This is a genomic window from Pseudomonas sp. Choline-02u-1, from assembly GCF_002836515.1.
In the GTDB taxonomy this organism is placed as follows: domain Bacteria; phylum Pseudomonadota; class Gammaproteobacteria; order Pseudomonadales; family Pseudomonadaceae; genus Aquipseudomonas.
In genome coordinates, this window is record NZ_PJBC01000067.1 from 268274 (window position 1) to 287562 (window position 19289).

The following is a 19289-nucleotide window of genomic DNA, read 5'->3' on the forward strand; positions in this document are numbered from 1 at the left end:
CCTCACATGAATCTCACAACCGAAACCGATCCACCGACCGCGCCAACTGTCCCGCCAGATCCGACAACTCATCCGTGGTCGTCGCCGTCTGCCCGATCACGCGGCTATTGCCCTCGCTCATCCCGGCAATCATCTCCACCTGATGGGCGATTTCGTTACTGGCCATACTCTGTTCGCCAATCGTGCGGGTGATGTCATTGACCAGTTGCGTGGTGTTCAGCGTGGCGTCGAGGATTTCGCGAATCGCCCGCTCGACTTCCGCCGTCACCGCCATGCCCTTGTCGACCTGCGCCACGCCCGCCTCCATGCTGGTTACTGCTTCGCGCGTGCTGCTCTGAATCCGCGCGACCATCGCAGCAATTTCCTGAGTCGAGGCGCTGGTGCGTGCCGCCAGACTGCGCACCTCATCGGCGACCACTGCAAAACCCCGGCCCTGCTCACCTGCCCGCGCCGCTTCGATCGCGGCGTTCAGTGCCAGCAGGTTGGTCTGGTCGGCGATGCTCTTGATCACTTGAATGATGTTGAAGATCGCCTCGGATTCCTGGTCCAGCGTGCGGATCACCTGCGCCGACTGCTGCGCCGAGCGGGCGATGTCGTCCATGTCGCTGACCACTTGATGAATCACCCCGCCACCCTCCTTGGCCAGGGTTTCAGCTTGATTGGCCATGCTCAGGGCGCGCTCGGCGTGGCGGGTGATTTCTTCGATGCTGGCGGTCATCTGACTGGCGGCGGCGGCCATGGTCCCGGCGGCGACGCTCTGCTGCTGGCTACTGTCGGCGACCTGATGGCAGCCGTGGCTGAGCTGCTCGCTCATGCCACTGACGCCGTGAGCGTTGCGCCGGACCACGTCGATCATGTTGCGCAAATCGCGCTGCATGGTCGCTAGGGTGCGTATCAAAACGCTGGCTTCGTCCTTGCCGGCGGGCTCGACAATCGGTTCGCTGAGATTGCCATGGGCAATGCTTTCAGCGATGCGGCTGGCGGATTTGAGCGGCCCCATGATACTCAGGATCACCCAGCGCCCCTGAATCAGCAGCAGCAACAGACTGACGACCAGCACCACTGCCAGCGCAAGATTGGCGTGGCGGATGGCCGCTTCGGTGCCTTCGCTGGTGTGCAGGGTGTTGTTTTCGATCAGTTCGCTGAGCGCGCCCATCTGCTCTTCGAGCTGACTAAAGGCCCTATTGAAAGTACCAAGCTGCTGCTGGGCGGCATCCGGATTGTCCAGCGCCACGCCGACGATCTGCTCGGCGGATTTGATGTAGGTATCGAGGCTCGGCTTGATCTGCTCCAGCGCCGTGCGCAATGCCGGGTTGATCGGCAGCTTCAGGTTGTCATCCAGCACTTCACGAAAATGCCCGGCGTGCTCGGTGAGCGAATCGCGCACTTCTGTGGCGGTGGCGGTGCTTTTGCCCAGGCCGAACAGCATCGCCGAATAGACATCGGCGCGCAGGGCGTCGTGCATCATGTCGGCCTCCATGTGATTGCGCAGCGCGCTCATGCTCACCGTGTTGTCGCCGACCGCCGTGGCCATTCGCAGGTTGCCGACGTAACTGACCAGACTCACGATCAGCGCCGTCAGCAGGCTGGTCGCAATCAGCAGCACCAAACGCAGTTTGATCGACACCGTGGAATCTCCCGTGGGCACGCTGAATTGCGCTTGTCGGAATTCAGTTAAGCCTATTTGCATGGCACTGCCGACAAAGAGCGTATCGGCTGATGTCAGCGGCGACTTGAATCGGGCAAAACTTTTCGACTGCCCGCCCGGTCACACGTTGCAGCGCCTGGATAACGCCCTCATCGCCGGTAAACCCTGGCAGGCTATCAATCCAGCGTTTCGAACATTCATGCAGCTCAAGGAAACGCTTATGAAACGTGCACTGTGGTTTGGTCTGCTCGGCACCCTGGCGATTGGCACCGCACAGGCAGCAACCGAGAAAGTCGCGATCAATCTGGTCAGCGCCGACGGCGCTCCGCGGGCGATCGGCTCGGTGACTATCAGCGAGACGCCGTACGGTCTGCTGTTCACCCCGAACCTGAAGTCATTGCCGGCCGGCATTCATGGTTTCCATGTTCATGAAAACGGCAGTTGCGAAGCCGGCATGAAGGATGGCGTCAAAGGCGCGGCACTGGCCGCTGGCGGACACTTCGATCCGGCGAAAACCGGCAAGCACCTTGGCCCTTACGCCGATGGGCATCTGGGCGATCTGCCGGCGGTGTACGTGACGGCTGACGGTGTCGCTAACTACCCGGTGCTGGCGCCGCGCCTGAAGAAGCTTTCCGAGATCAAGGGCCACGCTCTGATGATTCACGCCGGCGGCGATAACCATTCCGATATGCCCAAGCCACTGGGCGGTGGCGGTGATCGCATGGCCTGCGGGGTGATCTGACCCATCAGCGCGGCGTGCGACGCCAGCGCGTCAACACCAGCAAGGACAGCCCGGCGCCGAACAGCGCCAGGGCCATGTCCTTCTGCGAATCCCATGGATCATTCTGCGCACCGACGAAAGCCTGGCCGGTGTCGTCACCCAGATAAGCGCCGCCAATCCACTCGATCAACTCGTACACCGCCGACGTCGCCAGCACCACATTCAACGTCATCAGCGCCAGCCACGCGCCACGCAATGGCGTCAGGCGCAGCAGCACTTCACGCATCGGCCAGACCAGCAGCAACCCATAGCTCAGGTGCACCAGCCGGTCATAGTGATTACGTTCCAGACCGAAGACTTGGTTGACGCTGACGCCGGTCAGCAGCGTGCTCCACTGGTCGTATGGCACGCGGGAATACGTGTAATGGGCGCCGACTTCATGAACGCACAGGAAGGCGAAAATCATCCCCAGCGACAGTGTCGACAAACGAAAACGCCGATGCGCCAACAGCAGCGCCAACACCAGCGCCAGTGCCAGAACATTCTCCAACAACCAGTCGACGCGGCTGCGCGGGGCGATGCCGAGGGCAAAGGCCAACAGGACAAATCCGCCGAGCAATGCGGCTTCGATTCGCGGATCTGCGGGGCGGGCAACAGTGGGGCTGACTCTGACGAGCATGGTTCGCTTCTCGGCAATACAGGCATGCGGTAGACCTGGGCCGTTTTACCCGGTTCCTTACCGCTGCGTTGTCGCCGCCACGGAACTCCGGTGCGCCGTTTACCTCTGAGGTTATGTAGTCCCTTCTCTTTTTGCTTCGCGCTTGTGGAGGAACACGTCATGCGCAAGTTAGTCCTGATTTCGTCTCTTATGCTTTGCCTGCCGGTTGGTTCGGCGCTGGCCCGCGTCGATGCGGGTGATGTCGCCACTTCGGCGGGTGTCTCCGCGTCGCTGTACTCGACCTTCAAGGATGACAAAATGGTCATTCCGGCCCGTGACGACGTGTCGGCGTTTGTCGCCAGCGGCGGCGCCATTCGTGGGGTTTATCTTGAGTCGGTACTGCAACAGGTGCGTCAGGCCAACCCAGGCCTTGATGCCAGCGATGAAGACCTGGCCAACGCCATTCTGGTGCAATACGAAGGCGTGCATCAGTAGTCACGCGGGAAGCAGCGGCCGATGGACGGCCGCTGAGTGCGCATAGGCAAATGTGTCCGACGGCCTCTATGATGGAGGCCATGACGACGAACGTGCCCTTGCGCTCACCCTGCCCACCCGGCGCCTGCATCTGCGGGCGCAATCCGTTGCTGGAAACGCCCGGCGCCGATCTGCGCATCCTGCGTCTGACCCGCGCCGAGGAGAAAATCCTCTTGGCGCGCCTGGAACAGCTCAAAGACCTCGACGACCTCAAACGCCTGCAGCAACGCATGTATGAACAGCTGGGCATTCGCGTCAACGTTGCCCCGGGCTTCAATGAAGTGCGCACCATGCGCGGCATTGCCATTCAGATCGACGAACTGCCGGGCTTGTGTCGCAAGACACGAGCGGCGATCCCGGCGGCGATCCGCAAAGGACTGGAAAACCATCCGCAAATCGCCTTCGAACTGCTCAACGCCCACGACTTGCTGCGCGACACCTGATCACTTTTTCATGCCGACCCGTTTGCGCATCTCGGCAGTGATCGTCTGACGGGTTTTCTTCATGTCTGCCCAAGGCTCGTCGCCGACTTCGGTCAAACGTTCATGAACGTTGTAAATGTTCCAGTGATTACCGCCCTTGATTTCAGCGACCTCTTCGCGGTACAGCGGCACGGAGACCGGCATGCCTTCACGAGCGCGTGCGGCGTAGGCGCAGATGGTGGTGGCGCCGAGGCCATTGCGCAGGTAATCGATGAAGATGCGGCCAACGCGGTTTTTCGGGCCGGACACCGCGGAAATACGATCCGGCAGCAACTTGGCCATATGGCTGACGATGGCGTGGCTGAAGTCCTTCACCTCGTCCCAGCCGTGCTTGCGCGTCAACGGCACCACCAGGTGAATACCCTTGCCGCCGCTGGTTTTCAAAAAGGCTTTGAGGCCCAGTTCATCGAGCACGGTGAGAGTCAGTGCGGTGGCTTCCACCATGCTTTTCCACGGCAACGCCGGATCCGGGTCAAGGTCGAGGACAAAGCGATCAGGCTTGTCCAGATCCACCTTCGTGGCGTTCCAAGTGTGCAGCTCGACGGTGCTCATCTGCACTGCGCCGACCAGCGCTTCGGGATTGTTGATCATCATCACTGGCTGGCCGGTCACGTCCTTGTCCAGTGCAGTGATCCCGGGGATGGCCAGGCGATCGGCGTTCTTCTGGAAGAACAGTTCGCCGGCAATGCCGTCCGGTGCACGCACCAGCGCCACGGGGCGATCCTTGAGTTGCGGCAGAATGTATTCGGCGACGCTGGCGTAATACTGCGCCAGTTGCATTTTGGTTGTGCCGCTGACTGCGTCGATCACCCGATCCGGGTGAGTGATGCGCACCTTGCCGCCGGCCAGTCCTGATTGCGACGGTGCGGTTTCGGCTTTGCTGGCAGCGGTTTTCATCGCCGGTTGCTTGCCAGCGGTTTTGGTTTTTTCGGTCTTCTCGGTTTTTTCCGACTTGGCAGCTTTCACAGGCTTCGCTCGCTCCTCTGTAATGTCCCTGGCCGGTTTGTCATCGCGCAGACCATGGAAGACGGCGTGGCGCACCGAGCCGTCCTTGGTCATCTCGGCGAATGCCACTTCCGCCAGCAGTCTGGGCTTGAGCCAGTGCACGCCTTTGGCCTCGAAACCACTGGGCGGATTGACCACCGCCGCGCTTTTGGTCTGTAACGGTTTGAGCTGGGCAAGGATGCTTTTCAACGTGGTTTCGTTGAACCCGGTGCCAACCTTGCCGGCGTAGCGCAACTCGCCGCTGTCACGGTCGTGCAGGCCAAGCAGCAAAGCGCCGAAGGCACTGCGCGCGCCTTTCGGATCGGTATAGCCGACGATGACGAATTCCTGGCGATGTTTGCACTTGAGCTTGATCCAGTCGCCGCTGCGCCGCGACACATAGGGCGAGCCAAGGCGCTTGCCGATCAGCCCTTCCATCTGCATCTGGCAAGCACTGTTGAGCAGCGCGTCCGGTGTTTCTTCGAAGGCTTCGGAGAAGCGCAGCGATGAAGAGTCTTTCTGTGCGCCAAGGATGGTGCTCAGCGCCGCGCGTCGCTCTTCCACCGGCACGTCGCGCAAGTCGACACCGTTCAGATATGGAACGTCGAACAGGTAATAAACGATGTTGCCGCTGCGCCCGGCGTCGAAGGCATTTTGCAGCGCCTGAAAATCCGGAACGCCCTGCTCGTTGGCCACCACCATCTCGCCGTCCAGCCACGCAGACTCAAGGCCCAGCGCCGCCAGCGCCTTGGCCTGCAGCGGCAGTTTGTGCGTCCAGTCGTGGCCGTTGCGGGTAAACAGCTGAACCTCATCGTGATCGATCCGCGCCATGATCCTGTAGCCGTCGAACTTGATCTCGTAACTCCACTGCCCTTCGGGTGCGCTGTCGACCAGCGTCGCCAGTTCCGGTTTTATCAGCGCCGGCAGCTTGGCCTTGCGCGCGCCGGTGAGCTGCCCGGACGCTTGCTTGCGCGCCTTGGCGGGGGCCTTTTTTACCGGTTTGGCCTTATCGACGGCAGGCGTAGATTTACCGACGATCGTGCGCTCGCTGAGCACGCTGTCGGGCTCGGCCACCAGCACGTCGAAGTCATCCTGCGGGCGCGCGGCGTTGTCCTGGTGCTTGATCAGAAACCATTGTTCCTTCTTGCCCGGCATATGCGTGCGCACCAGATTCCAGACACCGCCAAGCTTCTCGCCCTGCAGCTCGAACTTGAGCCGCCCCTTGGCATAGGCCTTGTGCGGATCCTCCAATGGAATCCACACGCCACGATCCCAGACGATCACATCGCCGGCGCCGTAATGCCCCTCTGGAATGCTGCCCTCGAACGTCGCGTAATCGAGCGGATGATCCTCGACATGAATGGCCAGGCGCTTGACCTTCGGGTCCAGCGACGGCCCCTTCGGCACCGCCCAGCTCTTCAGTGCGCCATCGAGTTCCAGGCGAAAGTCGTAATGCAGGTGCGAAGCGTCGTGCTTCTGGATGCAGAACTGCAAGGCGTGATCCTTGGCCGACTTACGGCCCGGGCGCTTGACCGCAGCCGGTTCCGAAGTCGCAGAAAAATCACGCATGCGGTTGTAATCGTCGAGGTTCCTGTTCATGAGCACACCGATGGCAAGCGGGTTCTGTTATGCAGAAGAGCGATACGGCAGCGGAAAAATTCAATCGAGGTAAAAAAGCCCCGGACGGATGGAATGGCCGAGGCGTTTAGCGACACATCGAGTAACTGCATGAGCTGGCTAAATAGAGTGCAGACGCTAAGGTTTTTTCAGGGTCTTGAAAGGGAGGCAATGGAATGCCTGCTGCTGCAAAAGCCTGTCGTCTGAGAACGGGCCGAAATTCTGAAACCGGAAGAGTTTATTTACTGACCGCTGTGGTTAACCAACGTGAGCGTGTCTTTACCAATTGGCACGACGGGAGATTAGTGGTCAACGAGTTGAGGAGGTGCAGTGAAGCCGGGTTAGCGATCTCTCTGGCTTGGGTCGTAATGCCAGACCATCTGCATTGGCTAATTGAACTTAATGAGGGCTCGCTTGCAGATTTGATGTGTCGCGTTAAATCACGAAGTTGCCAGGCATACAATCGACAACATGGTCGCCAAGGACAATTATGGCAGCGAGGGTATTACGATCGTGCCTTGAGACGAGATGAAGACCTCAAAGCCGCTGCGCTCTACGTAGTCAAGAATCCCGTGCGAGCCGGTCTGGTAGAGCGCCTTGCGGACTACCCTTTGTGGGATGCCATATGGCTCTGAAGATCAAAGGATCGCAGCCTTCGGCAGCTCCTACAGGTGAACCGTATTTCAAAGGTAGGAGCTGCCGAAGGCTGCGATCTTTTGGGATTTCAAGACGCCTTGCCCGGTGTGCCTTGCGAACCGGCTTGGTGGCGCGTTTGGGGGATTACCCTGGGTGAATGCCATATGGTTTCTGAAGATCAAAGGATCGCAGCCTTCGGCAGCTCCTACAGGTGAACCGTATTTCAAAGGTAGGAGCTGCCGAAGGCTGCGATCTTCATGGACCTCACACACGCCTTGCCCGGTGTGCCTTGCGAGCCGAGTGGTGGCGCGTTTGGGGGATTACCCTGGGTGAATGCCATATGGCTCTGAAGATCAAAGGATCGCAGCCTTCGGCAGCTCCTACAGGTGAACCGTATTTCAAAGGTAGGAGCTGCCGAAGGCTGCGATCTTCACGGATATCAAACACGCCTTGCCCGGTGTGCCTTGCGAGCCGAGTGGTGGCGCGTTTGGGGGATTACCCTGGATGAATGCCATATGGCTCTGAAGATCAAAGGATCGCAGCCTTCGGCAGCTCCTACAGGTGAACCGTATTTCAAAGGTAGGAGCTGCCGAAGGCTGCGATCTTCATGGACCTCACACACGCCTTGCCCGGTGTGCCTTGCGAGCCGAGTGGTGGCGCGTTTGGGGGATTACCCTGGGTGAATGCCATATGGTTTCTCAAGATCAAAGGATCGCAGCCTTCGGCAGCTCCTACAGATGAACCGTATTTCAAAGGTAGGAGCTGCCGAAGGCTGCGATCTTTTGCTGTTGATTCAGGCTTGCCCTTTGGCCTGCTGTTCCAGATGCACCTGCAGATCCGGATCGATGCGTAACGCTGCAGCGAGTTCATCCAGATAGCTGCGTTCGGCGGCCTGTTGATCGTCGACCAGCATGATGCTGGCCAGATACATTTCGGCGGCTACAGCCGGATCGCCATTAGCCGATTGCGCGACTTCACCGGCATCCAGCGGTTTGGCAACTTCGGCGTCGAGCCATTGTTGCAATTGCGGATCGGCGGTGTGTTTGCCGATTTCGCTACTGATCAGATGCTTTTCTGCATCGTCTATACGCCCGTCAGCCTTAGCGGCGGCGATCAAGGCGCGCAGCACCGCGTGGCTGTGAGTTTCGATTTGCGGGCCGGCGAGCAGGTCGGCGGTTTGTGGCAGTTCCTGCGGCGCCTTGCTCGCCTGGCTGCGTTGCCAGGCTTGATACGCCTGGTAGGCCATCATGCCCAGCGACGCGAGGGCCGCGTAATTGGTGCCCCCGGAACGACTTCGGCTGCCACCGCCTAGGGCACTTCCCAAGCCGCCACCGCCGAGCAGGCCACCGAGTAAACCACCGAGGCCGCCGAGGCCACCCGAAGCAGTCGCACCACCCGCTCCAGTCTGACTGCCGCCGCCCAACAGGCCACCGAGCAATCCGCCCAGACCGTCACCGGCCGAAGCGCCACGCTGTTGTCCCGCCGAGGCCTGGCCTCGCAGCAGTTGTTCAAGCAAATCGCTGGTGTTCATGACGTTAACCTCCGAGGCCCCGGCCTGATTGCGTCAAGCAACGATAGACCGACGCGGCCATAGCGCCAGCACCGTTTGGCTGACGCCGGGTCACCGTTGAAATCGCACCCGAGAAATTTTCCGCGAGCCAGCTAAGATTCATGGGTGGTGAACCTTATCCCGGCGAAACCGGTCGATAGCTGCAACCCGACCCGGTTTGCCGACGCCCTTTCTGACGATGGGCGATACCCGGCTTGCTTCACTTTCTGGAGAACGCCCCCGTGATATCCACCGTACACATCGCCAGGCTCAAAGCATGGGGCGCCCATGGTTTTACCGCGACCGGCGTGGTCACAGCCTTCCTTGCCACCCTCGCCCTGCTGGAAAACCAGCCAATCCATTGCCTGATGTGGCTGGGCGTGGCGCTGATCGTCGACGGCCTCGACGGCGCTCTGGCGCGCAAGGTCAATGTGCAATCGGTGTTGCCGAGTTTCGACGGTTCGATCCTCGATCTGGTCATCGATTACCTGACTTATGTATTCATCCCGGCATTGTTTATCTACCGCTACATTCCCCTGCCCGATTACACCCTGCTGCTGACGGTGTCGGTGATTCTGGTGTCGTCGCTGTTCTGCTTCTGCAACGTCAACATGAAGAGCAAGGACAACTACTTTGTCGGCTTCCCGGCGGCCTGGAACGTGGTTGCATTGTGTCTGTACATCATCGGCCCGGGGCCGTGGATTACCTTTCTCACCGTGATCGGTCTGGCATTGCTGACGGTGACGCGGATGAAGTTCCTGCACCCGTTCCGCGTGCGCCGCTTCATGCCGATCAATATTGCGGTGACGGCGATCTGGCTGTTGTGCAGCTTGTCGCTGGTGCTCAATCACCCGGTGATCAATCCGTTGGTGATGGGTTTGTGGCTGCTGATGTCGGCTTACTTTCTGGGGATCTGCATCTGGCGCACGGCGCTGGAGTGGTTTGACCGGCCTCAGATGAAATAGGAATCCGGACTGAAATGCAGGTCCTGTGGGGGCGGGCTTGCCCGCGAATGCGGTGTGTCAGTCAACACACAAACCGCCTGATGCACCGCATTCGCGAGCAAGCCCACTTGCACATTCGATTGTCGTACTGACGAATCGAACATCAGCGCTTGGTAATCACCACCTCCAGATACTCACTCGGCACCACCAGCGATTGCTCTCCCGCCCGATTCGATCGGCTGAGCAACTCTGTCAAATCATTCTCCAGCGCCTGCCCGGCCTCGGGCGACAGCACCGCAAATGCCTTGTGCACTGGCCCATACCAGTGCCGAAAGATGTCAATGAAATGCGCCGCCGACCGGTAGCGGAAGTTGAAATGGCTGCGCGTCACGCGCACGACAAAATCGCGATCATCGAAATGTTTGTGCAGCCACGCATCCGAGCCCCAGTTCGATGGAGGCTGAGCAACTGCGGGCGGGGGCAGATGCTGGCCGAGAATTTTGAACATCTGGCCGACAAAGCCCTCCGGCGTCCAGTTGGCCATACCGATCCGTCCGCCGCGACGACAGACTCGCCCCAACTCAGTCGCTGCGGTCACCTGATCGGGTGCAAACATCACGCCGAAAGTGGACAGTACGGCGTCGTAGCTTTCATCGGGAAAAGGCAGTGCCTCGGCATCGGCCACCTGAAAAATCACCTCCAGATGCTCGGCCCGGGCGCGGTCCTGGCCACGCTCCAGCAAAGCCGCCACATAATCGGTCGAGGTCACCACACAACCGCGCCGCGCCGCCGCCAGAGTTGCGTTGCCGTTACCGGCGGCGACATCCAGCACTTCCTCATCGCAGCGCAGATCGCAAGCCTCGGCGAGGCTTTCGCCGACGATTTGCAACGTGGTGCCGATCACGGCGTAGTCGCCACTGGCCCAAGCGACTTTCTGACGTTCCTTCAGGGCAGTGAGATCAATCGGGGTACTCATGACAGCGAGCTCCGTGGCAGAGAGAATGCACAGGCGTCGACGCGGCCCGTGCTTGCTCACTATCGCGCCGAGGCTGCCCGGCGTCCCTGTCAATCGTCCGGCAACCCCGTAAACCGGGCACTTTGCCGATGAGCGGCGGGGATCTGTCAAGCGCCTGATACACCTTGCGCATTGCCACCGCCGCTGGATTGGTTTCTGATGCCGGCTCGCCTCAGGAAAGGACTCGACCGATGTCACTTCAACTCGACTGGCTCGCCGCACACATGCAGCACAGCGATCGCTACGCGGCATGGATTCATCATCAATTTCATTACGAGTATGTCGACCAACCCTTGGCTCAATGGCAGCGGGAATTTGCCGAAGGCCAAAGCAATGGCGACTGGTCGTGCCTGATTGCCATCGACGGTGAACGGCTGCTCGGCGGCGCAGCACTGGCGCGCGATGACCTCGCTGATCGAGCCGATCTCGGCCCTTGGCTGGCCTGCGTATTCGTTGATCCCCAGGCGCGTGGTCAAGGCCTGGCCGAGCGGTTGATTGAAGGGATATGCGAAGAGGCGAAAAAACGAGGAGTGGCGCGCCTGTATCTGCACACGCAGGACAAACACGACTACTACAACAGACGCGGCTGGCAGGTCCTGCAGCATTTTCAAGCGTGGGACAAAACGCAATGGCTCATGGTCCGCGACCTTTGAGCCATTGCGTTGTTTTGATCAGGCGGCCGGTGCCTTGGCCTCTTCCAGCAACTGCTTGATCATGTGTTCCTGCGCCTCATAGCGACCTTCGCCGAAGTGGCTGTAGCGCACCTGGCCCTTGGCGTCGATCAGGTAATGCGCCGGCCAGTATTGGTTGTCGAAGTTGCGCCAGATCGCGTAGTCGTTGTCGATGGCCACCGGATAGGTGATGCCGAGTTTTTTCACCTGATCCTTGACGTTGTCGATGATGCGCTCATAGCCGTATTCGGGGGTGTGTACGCCGATGACCACCAGTCCATCCTTCGCGTATTTCTTCGCCCACTCTTTGACGTACGGCAGGGTGTGCTGGCAGTTGATGCAGTCGTAGGTCCAGAAGTCCACCAACACCACTTTGCCGCGCAGGGATTCGGCGCTCAGCTCTGGTGAGTTGAGCCATTGCACAGCGCCGGCAAGCGACGGCATCGGGCCCTGAGCTTCGTCCATCATCGAGTCGGCGCGGACTTTGCTGACAAAGTAGTCGACCACTTTCGGCACGTTTTCCAGGACGTTTTTCTCCACGCTGGCCACGCCTTCGGACGAGGTATTGGCGAGCAGGGATTTGTCCGCGCCCGTCGCAATCACCGCGACCGTAGCGAGCACCGCCACCCCGGCACCACGGCGCAACCAGCCGCTGAACGGGATCGACGGTTTCAGCCGATTGACCAACCCGCGCCCGGCGAAAATCAGCGTACCCAAGGACAAGGCGCTGCCGGCGCCGTAAGCCAGCAGCAACAGGCTGGTCTGGGCATTTGCGCCTTGCAGCATCGCGCCGGTGAGAATCACGCCGAGGATCGGCCCGGCACACGGCGCCCACAGCAGACCGGTGGCGACACCGAGCATGATCGAGCCCATCGGTCCTGCACGTTTACGTGTGTCCTGATCGAGACGGTTGCCCAGCGCGACAAAGGGGCGGGTCAGCCAGTCGCCGACGCGGGCCGAGATCAGTGACAGGGCGAACAGCGCCATCACCAACAGAGCAATGTGGCGGCTGGTGTTGCTGGCCTGAATCACCCACTCGCTGCTGACCACGGCGAGGCTTGCGATCAGCGCGAAGGTGAGTGCCATGCCGCCGAGGGTCGGCAGGATTGAGGAGCGTGTGCGGTTGGCGCCAGCGAACAGAAACGGCACCACCGGCAAGATGCAGGGACTGAGGATGGTCAGCAGACCGCCGAGAAATGCGATGAGGTACATAAGTGGTCACCTTGAAATGGGGGCTGGACACGCAACCGGACAGCGAGGAGAAACACCCCCCTCGCTAGCCTGTTTTGTTAACGCCGTGGCTCATGCGCTCTGGCCATCCAGCCATTGCCCCTGGGGCGTGCGACTGGCACCGTTTTCCGCGACCAGTTGGCCCTGAGGTGTACGGCTGGAACCATCAGCAGCAACCATCTGGCCCTGCGGCGTGCGGCTCGACCCATCAGCAGCAACCATCTGACCTTGCGGCGTGCGGCTGAAGCCGTCAGCGGCGATCAGTGCATCACTGCCCTCCTTCGCCACTGTGGTCAGCTGGAAGCATATGCTGCTGGCGCAACTGCTCTGCTCTACGGCACTGTTGGCGTGGGCGGCGGCGCCGGTGAAAGCGAAGGCTGCGGCAGTCAAAAAGCGCGAGACGTTGTTCATGGCAAAACTCCTTGCAGAAAAAGTAGGGATGGCTCAGTTCTGGTTGTTGCAGCCTTCAGCGAATTTGCTGTAATCGAGCTCGCGGGTTTTGCCGGCAGAATCGAGGTAGGTCATGCGCGCCTCGGTGATGCCACAAGTCACCGAGGTGTCCTCAGTCATCGACAGCACTTTCTTGATATCCAGATGGGTGCCGTAGGTGTAGGTTTGCCGGCTGACGTCAGCTTCGGCGTGGGCCGACAGGGTGCAGATGTTCAGCGCGGCGAACAGGCAAGCGGCGACTACGGATTTGTTGATCATGGTGGTGTCCTCAAGGCTTCAGTGGGTTTGAGCCGAGGCGGTCTGTGTGTGCCTCGATGGAGCCTATTTGAGGCTCTCGAGGTATCGCGTCTGTGTCAGGAAAGGACGAGAATCACTCGTTGTGTATCCACGCCGCGTGTAGATACACAGCGATACAAAACCCGCAGAAAATCGCGTTTTTGCGTCGGCGTGTATCCGCCGTTGCGGCAGATACACTGCAATACAAAGGCAGGCAGGCGTGCAGTTCACGGCGCTATAGACTGCACGGCATTCCCCCTTTGACAGAGGCTTGAACCGATGGAACATGTCGATCACATTCTCATCGTCGACGACGACCGCGAGATCCGTGAGCTGGTAGGCAACTACCTGAAGAAAAACGGCCTGCGCACGACAGTGGTCGCCGATGGCCGGCAGATGCGCAGCTTCCTTGATGCCAACACCGTCGACCTGATCGTGCTCGATATCATGATGCCGGGCGACGATGGCCTGCAGCTGTGCCGCGAATTGCGAGTCGGCAAACACAAGGCGACGCCGGTGCTGATGCTCACCGCGCGCAACGATGAAACCGACCGCATCATCGGCCTGGAAATGGGCGCCGACGATTACCTGACCAAACCCTTCGCCGCCCGTGAACTGCTGGCGCGGATCAACGCCGTGTTGCGCCGCACGCGTATGTTGCCGCCGAATCTGGTGGTCACCGAAGCCGGACGCCTGCTGGCATTCGGTCGTTGGCAACTGGACACCTCGGCCCGGCACTTGCTCGACAGCGACGGCACCATGGTGGCCCTCAGTGGCGCCGAATACCGCCTGCTGCGGGTATTTCTCGACCATCCGCAACGGGTGCTCAGCCGTGACCAATTGCTCAACCTGACCCAGGGACGCGAAGCCGATCTGTTCGACCGTTCCATCGATCTGCTGGTCAGCCGCCTGCGTCAGCGTCTGCTCGACGATGCCCGCGAGCCGGCTTACATCAAGACCGTGCGCAGTGAAGGTTACGTGTTTTCACTGCCGGTCGAACTGCTCGGGGCGTCGGCATGAAACTCAAGCTGCAATGGCCGCGCACACTCGCCTCGCGCCTGTCGCTGATTTTCCTGATCGGGCTGATTCTGGCGCAGGGCCTGTCGTTCGGCGCGCAGTATTACGAGCGTTACCAGAGTGCGAAAAGCACCATGCTCGGCAACCTCGAAACCGACGTCTCGACGTCGATGGCGATCCTCGATCGCCTGCCCGCCGCCGAACGCGAGGCCTGGTTGCCGCGTCTGGCACGGCGCAATTACGGCTACCTGCTCAATGAGGGCGAACCGGGCATGCCGGTGACCTCGGCTGAAGAGTCCGTTGCCATTGCCTCGATTACCGCGGCCATCGGCGATACTTATCCAATCGTGTTTACCGAGGTTCCCGGTGGGCAGAGACGACATTTCCAGGGCCATCTGCGCCTGAGCGACGGCAGCCCCGTGACCATCGATATCCGTCCGGCGATGGTGCCGTTGTCACCGTGGTTGCCGGTGGTGCTGCTCGGCCAACTGGCGTTGCTGATCCTCTGCACCTGGCTCGCCGTGCGCATCGCCATTCGTCCCCTCACCCGCCTCGCCAACGCCGTGGAAACCCTCGACCCCAACGCACACCCGGTCAAACTCGACGAGCAAGGCCCGACTGAAGTGGTTCACGCGGCGCGGGCGTTTAACGCCATGCAAACGCGCATTGCCGCCTACTTGAAAGAACGCATGCAACTGCTGGCGGCGATCTCCCATGATCTGCAAACGCCGATCACGCGGATGAAACTGCGCGCGGAGTTCATGGACGACTCGGTCGAGAAAGACAAACTGAGCAGCGATCTCGGCGAGATCGAGCATCTGGTGCGCGAAGGCGTGGCCTATGCCCGCAGCATTCATGGCGCCACCGAAGAAAGCCGCCGTACCGATCTCGACTCGTTCCTTGACAGCCTGGTCTTCGACTATCAGGACATGGGCAAGGACGTTCAGCTCGGCGGCAAAAGCAAAGCGGTAATCGAAACCCGTCCGCAAGCCCTGCGTCGGGTGCTGGTGAACCTGACCGACAACGCCCTGAAATTCGCCGGCGCCGCGCAATTGCAGGTCGAAGCGCAGGGCAACAGCCTGTCGGTGAAAGTCCTCGATCGCGGCCCGGGCATCGCCGAGGCCGAACTGGCGCAGGTGCTGGAACCGTTCTACCGCGTGGAAAACTCGCGCAATCGCGACACCGGCGGTACCGGGCTCGGATTGGCGATCGCCCAGCAATTGGCGATGGCGCTGGGTGGCTCGCTGCTGTTGAGCAATCGTGAAGGCGGCGGGCTCTGCGCTGAACTGAAGTTGCCGCTGCACGGCTGACAGCCACTGTTTAAATTTCCCTCCTGCCGCCCTGCTGTTTCCATCCGAACAGCAGGCATCTGCCTACAACCTCGCCGGAATTTCCCGACTGTTGCGCCCGGGCGAAGCCCCCTATGGTTATGCATGCGCAGACGCCTCGCTACTGTCAGACCTGACAGTAGCGAGGCGTCTGCCCTGTGCTGTTTGATGACGGCTCGCGAACCGTAACGAGGATCAGCCATGACTCTGCTCGAATCCGTCACCCAGGTATGTCATCGGCTGGCGCCCGGCGGCTGGCGTTCGCTGATGTTGGCCCATGGCCTTGATCTGTTGGCAGAGCCACTGGCAGCCGAGCTGCGACGACCACTGACGGTTAATCGCTGCCTGAGCGGATTCGAAGATTTCGACCCCAACGGAGTCTGCGCAATCGAAGCGGCGGCGCCCTCGCGCAGCTTGCTATATCACGCGCTGGCATCACCGCAAGTGACCGTCGACGAAACCGGAACAGATCTGCTGCTGTTGCCGACTCCGGGCGAAATCGAAACCGTTCTGAACTATGTCTACAGCATCGCCCCGCCCACCCTCGATCAACTGCGCCTGACCGCCGCTGGCGCGCCCTTGGCGGTAGTGGCCTTTGCCAGTGAATATCGCTGCGCGGCCGACACCGTGCACGGCCGACACGCCGATCTTTGCTTTTCGCGCACCGGCATTGCCCGCGTCGGCACGATGCCTGCCCGGTATGACGCCAGACAGCGATGCTTCCTGCCCTTTGTCGACGGCGACGCCCATGGCATCCGGGTCATGCCGGTGCGCTACAGCGCGTACATTGCCATGCAATTGCGTGGTGATGCGCAGCGCTTCGGGCCGATGGACTTTCAGGCCGACGTCGATCCCGAGCTGGATTTCTGGGTGCCGCTGCACAAGCTGTTCGATGGCGACCAGTGCCTGGCGGGCCTGCAACTGGCGGTGACCCTGGAAAATCATCAGATCAACGAGAAGTTGCGGCACATCCATTTACGTCACAGTGGCACCGGCTGGGCGGAACCGCAGATCAGCCAGCCGCCCTTTGTCGTGACCGATGATCTGGCTGCCTGGGCAACTGTGGAGGATTTCGGCACCGGACTGCTGCTGCCAGAGCCGAAAGCACGGCTGGTCGAGCCCGCCAGACTCGAGGGCCGACCGCTATCGTTTCTGATGCCAGCCAACACCGGCGGCATGGTGCATGGCCGACACAAGGTTGACGCAGACGGCAGCATCAATGATTTGAACAACCACCCCGATGTCGAAGCGCTGGTGCGTGCAGGCGGTTATGAGGCCCTGCACTACCAAGACGCGACAGCTGACGGATGGGTTCGGCCACACTGCCCGGTCCTCAACGACCTGCTGCCGACGGTGGCTGCCTATTCGATTATCGGCCCTCCGGATTTTTACCCACTGTGCAGTCAGCGCAAACTGCTGCGCTGGGTCCGCGAAGAGCCGCTTTTCCCCGATCCCGACATTTGGCACGCCCGCCTCGAAGCGCTTTCCAACGTGCGGTATTGCGCCAACCTGAATCTCAAGGATCAGTTGTTTTCTGACAAGGATCGAGGGGTGACGGCGATTGTCGCTTCGGCTGAACCGCGCCTGCGCGCGTCATCGCATATGCCGCTCGCTCAGAGTTCGCGACCTTCCTCGCTGCCCGACGGCGCCGCCGGGGTTTTCGGTCCGGGCTGGGAAGTAGGCTGGATTCGACAGAAAACTTCCGATGCGCAATGGATCAATGTGTTGGCCGGCTATCAGATGGCAAGCCCGTTTCCCGAAGATGCGAAAATCTGCGCGGCTCTGGGCTCCTTCTGGCCGGGGGTGGCACCGGACTCGGTGCGCGTTTTCGAACCACGTTCAAGTCTGCACACCATCATCCCGTTGACCGATCAGGAAATTAACCAGCACGGTGCCATTGCCTGGGACGATCAGCCGGGTCCGCAACTCATCGTTCAAGACAATCGCCTGTTTGCCCAGTACCACGCCTATGCCCACGCCGATTACACCCAGGTCGCCCTGGACGGGCTTTTTTCCCTGAGCCTGACCGGCCGCACATCACAACCCGCGTATGAGCGGCGGGTCGTTTCGATGCATCGGGTTTATCAGGTGCTTGGCGCTGACGATGACAACGCCCAGCGCAATGCCTGGCCGCTGCTGTCGTTTCTCGAGGTGCAGCAACCGGACAACGAACTCGATACGGCCCAGCAGGAAGCCGGCATTGTTCTCGAGGGCTGGGTGCAGCGTTTTTCGATGTACAAGCGCGGGGCTGTCAGCACTGCCGATGATGATTTCAAATTGCGTCACGTCGAAGTGGAGCGACAGGTCCTGTTGTTCGTCAGCACCGATACCATCCTGATGAAACAGGATGCAGAGGCCTGGCAGATCGCTGATGAAACACTTTGATGTTGTGGTGATTGGCGCAGGCCCTGCGGGCTGCGCCAGCGCCATCAGTTGTGCCCGCCGAGGGTTGCGCGTGGCTTTGCTCGAACGGCACGCGTTTCCCCGATTCCGCCCCGGCGAAAGCCTGCATCCGGGGATCGAACCGTTATTGCGACAGCTCGGCATCGCCGATCTGCTCGGTGCCTCGTCGACTCTGCGCTTTGAAGGCCAATGGGTGCACTGGCACGGCCCGGCGCGTTTCAACGCTTTCGGCACGGATGCAAATGGCCCATGGCGCGGCTTCCATATCAGCCGCGCGCAATTGGACAGGGCGTTGTTGCAGCAAGCGGCGTCCACGGGGGTCGAGGTGTATCAGCCATGTCGGGCGCAGCAGGTGCTCACCCATGGGCGCCGAGTCATCGGTGTGGAGACCGACAGCGGCTGCCTTTCTGCCTCGTATTTGATCGACGCCAGTGGAGCTACCGGCTGGCTTGGCCGCAAACTGCACCTGACGGAACAAATCGATTCTCCTGCGTTGGTGGCTCGCTACGGTTATTTGCAGGGTCGCTGCGAGCCCTACGCAAGCCATCCGCATTTGCTGGCTACCCCTGATGGCTGGACCTGGATCGCTCAGGTCAAGGCACAGTTGCTGCACTGGACACACCTGACGCTGGAAGCCGAGGCTACGCCGGGGATAAATCCTTGCCTGCGAATATTGCCCGCAGACCTGCAGGCATTACCGCAGGCGGGCCCGATACGCGGTGCGGATGTGAGCTGGCGCATAAGCGAGGTTGTGGCCGGTGATGGGTACTTTCTTGCGGGTGATGCTGCAAGCCGGCTCGACCCGGCTTCGTCGCACGGGGTGCTCAAGGCGTTGATGAGCGGCATGCAGGCCGCTCAAGCCATTCACGACGGCTGGTTCCGACCGCTACTGCGACCGCTCGCACAAGCACAGTATCAGCGATGGCTGCGCTGCTGGTATGAACACGACCTGACACAGCTGCGCAGTTTCTATGGTCAACACCCGTTCCCGCCCCGATGGCTGGGCACTGATTGAGCAAAAGGAGTCTAGACTCATTCATTACCCAGTCGAGGGGGCCGCAGGACTTCTGCTGTGCCCTGCCCCTATCCGTGACCACCGCCCGGTGGCGCCTGCCTCGACATTCAA

The 19289-nt window shown here is 60.6% G+C and carries 18 protein-coding genes and 1 pseudogene; 10 read left to right on the plus strand and 9 right to left on the minus strand.

The window, feature by feature from the left end:
- Window positions 1-13 precede the first annotated feature (13 nt).
- Together CXF97_RS28865 and CXF97_RS28870 are read right to left on the minus strand one after the other, a co-directional pair.
- On the minus strand, window positions 14-877 hold the full coding sequence (locus CXF97_RS28865; RefSeq protein WP_371918404.1) for a methyl-accepting chemotaxis protein: 864 nt from the start codon (window positions 875-877) through the stop codon (window positions 14-16).
- Window positions 872-1690 (minus strand): annotated as a pseudogene (locus CXF97_RS28870) (MCP four helix bundle domain-containing protein); the annotation flags it as partial. The gene CXF97_RS28865 and the pseudogene CXF97_RS28870, both read right to left, overlap by 6 nt.
- A 178-nt stretch (window positions 1691-1868) precedes the next feature.
- Between CXF97_RS28870 and sodC the strand changes: the two are divergent.
- The gene (sodC, locus tag CXF97_RS27615) at window positions 1869-2390 is read left to right on the plus strand and encodes a superoxide dismutase family protein (RefSeq protein ID WP_101162709.1); all 522 of its coding nucleotides are present in this window, start codon (window positions 1869-1871) and stop codon (window positions 2388-2390) included.
- Between the two features lie 4 nt (window positions 2391-2394).
- On the opposite strand, the gene CXF97_RS27620 is transcribed toward sodC, so the two are convergent.
- Window positions 2395-3048 carry a DUF2238 domain-containing protein gene (locus CXF97_RS27620; RefSeq protein ID WP_101162644.1) on the minus strand — a complete coding sequence of 218 codons (654 nt, stop codon included), beginning with the start codon at window positions 3046-3048 and terminating at the stop codon, window positions 2395-2397.
- A 159-nt stretch (window positions 3049-3207) separates the two neighbouring features.
- Here CXF97_RS27620 and CXF97_RS27625 point away from each other — a divergent pair, with 159 nt between their 5' ends.
- Window positions 3208-3522, plus strand: coding sequence for a DUF2388 domain-containing protein (locus tag CXF97_RS27625; RefSeq protein WP_101162645.1), 315 nt, complete (start codon window positions 3208-3210; stop codon window positions 3520-3522).
- 80 nt (window positions 3523-3602) lie between these two features.
- Window positions 3603-4004, plus strand: coding sequence for a hypothetical protein (locus CXF97_RS27630; protein ID WP_178081248.1), 402 nt, complete (start codon window positions 3603-3605; stop codon window positions 4002-4004).
- Here the strand turns inward: CXF97_RS27630 and ligD are convergent, their stop codons facing one another.
- Window positions 4005-6626: a DNA ligase D gene (gene ligD, locus CXF97_RS27635; RefSeq protein WP_101162647.1), complete on the minus strand. Its 2622-nt coding sequence runs from the start codon at window positions 6624-6626 to the stop codon at window positions 4005-4007. It lies immediately after the preceding gene.
- Window positions 6627-6820: 194 nt separating this feature from the next.
- Here ligD and CXF97_RS27640 point away from each other — a divergent pair, with 194 nt between their 5' ends.
- A complete protein-coding gene (locus tag CXF97_RS27640; RefSeq protein ID WP_101162648.1) occupies window positions 6821-7279 on the plus strand; it encodes a transposase in 459 nt (152 codons plus the stop codon).
- Window positions 7280-8073: 794 nt separating this feature from the next.
- Here the strand turns inward: CXF97_RS27640 and CXF97_RS27645 are convergent.
- On the minus strand, window positions 8074-8811 hold the full coding sequence (locus tag CXF97_RS27645) for a tellurite resistance TerB family protein (protein WP_101162649.1): 738 nt from the start codon (window positions 8809-8811) through the stop codon (window positions 8074-8076).
- A 260-nt stretch (window positions 8812-9071) separates the two neighbouring features.
- Here CXF97_RS27645 and pcsA point away from each other — a divergent pair, with 260 nt between their 5' ends.
- The gene (gene pcsA, locus CXF97_RS27650) at window positions 9072-9794 is read left to right on the plus strand and encodes a phosphatidylcholine synthase (protein WP_101162650.1); all 723 of its coding nucleotides are present in this window, start codon (window positions 9072-9074) and stop codon (window positions 9792-9794) included.
- A gap of 142 nt (window positions 9795-9936) precedes the next feature.
- On the opposite strand, the gene CXF97_RS27655 is transcribed toward pcsA, so the two are convergent.
- The gene (locus CXF97_RS27655; protein ID WP_101162651.1) at window positions 9937-10749 is read right to left on the minus strand and encodes a class I SAM-dependent methyltransferase; all 813 of its coding nucleotides are present in this window, start codon (window positions 10747-10749) and stop codon (window positions 9937-9939) included.
- A 230-nt stretch (window positions 10750-10979) separates the two neighbouring features.
- Between CXF97_RS27655 and CXF97_RS27660 the strand changes: the two genes are divergently transcribed.
- A complete protein-coding gene (locus CXF97_RS27660; RefSeq protein ID WP_101162652.1) occupies window positions 10980-11441 on the plus strand; it encodes a GNAT family N-acetyltransferase in 462 nt (153 codons plus the stop codon).
- A gap of 18 nt (window positions 11442-11459) precedes the next feature.
- Here the strand turns inward: CXF97_RS27660 and CXF97_RS27665 are convergent, their stop codons facing one another.
- The 3 genes from CXF97_RS27665 to CXF97_RS27675 form a co-directional block, all read right to left on the minus strand.
- Entirely contained in the window at window positions 11460-12671 is a 1212-nt protein-coding gene (locus CXF97_RS27665; RefSeq protein ID WP_101162653.1) for a cytochrome c biogenesis protein DipZ, read from the minus strand.
- Window positions 12672-12761: 90 nt separating this feature from the next.
- Window positions 12762-13100 carry a hypothetical protein gene (locus CXF97_RS27670; protein ID WP_101162654.1) on the minus strand — a complete coding sequence of 113 codons (339 nt, stop codon included), beginning with the start codon at window positions 13098-13100 and terminating at the stop codon, window positions 12762-12764.
- Window positions 13101-13133: 33 nt separating this feature from the next.
- A complete protein-coding gene (locus CXF97_RS27675; protein ID WP_101162655.1) occupies window positions 13134-13397 on the minus strand; it encodes a DUF2790 domain-containing protein in 264 nt (87 codons plus the stop codon).
- 297 nt (window positions 13398-13694) lie between these two features.
- Between CXF97_RS27675 and CXF97_RS27680 the strand changes: the two genes are divergently transcribed.
- The 4 genes from CXF97_RS27680 (at window position 13695) to CXF97_RS27695 (ending at window position 19178) form a co-directional block, all read left to right on the plus strand.
- On the plus strand, window positions 13695-14435 hold the full coding sequence (locus CXF97_RS27680; protein WP_039762337.1) for a response regulator: 741 nt from the start codon (window positions 13695-13697) through the stop codon (window positions 14433-14435).
- A complete protein-coding gene (locus tag CXF97_RS27685; protein ID WP_101162656.1) occupies window positions 14432-15742 on the plus strand; it encodes an ATP-binding protein in 1311 nt (436 codons plus the stop codon). The genes CXF97_RS27680 and CXF97_RS27685 overlap by 4 nt, the downstream gene beginning before the upstream one ends.
- 219 nt (window positions 15743-15961) lie before the next feature.
- Window positions 15962-18145 carry a hypothetical protein gene (locus CXF97_RS27690; protein WP_101162657.1) on the plus strand — a complete coding sequence of 728 codons (2184 nt, stop codon included), beginning with the start codon at window positions 15962-15964 and terminating at the stop codon, window positions 18143-18145.
- The gene (locus tag CXF97_RS27695) at window positions 18132-19178 is read left to right on the plus strand and encodes an NAD(P)/FAD-dependent oxidoreductase (protein WP_101162658.1); all 1047 of its coding nucleotides are present in this window, start codon (window positions 18132-18134) and stop codon (window positions 19176-19178) included. Before CXF97_RS27690 ends, CXF97_RS27695 begins: the two co-directional genes overlap by 14 nt.
- The last annotated feature ends 111 nt before the right edge of the window (window positions 19179-19289 follow it).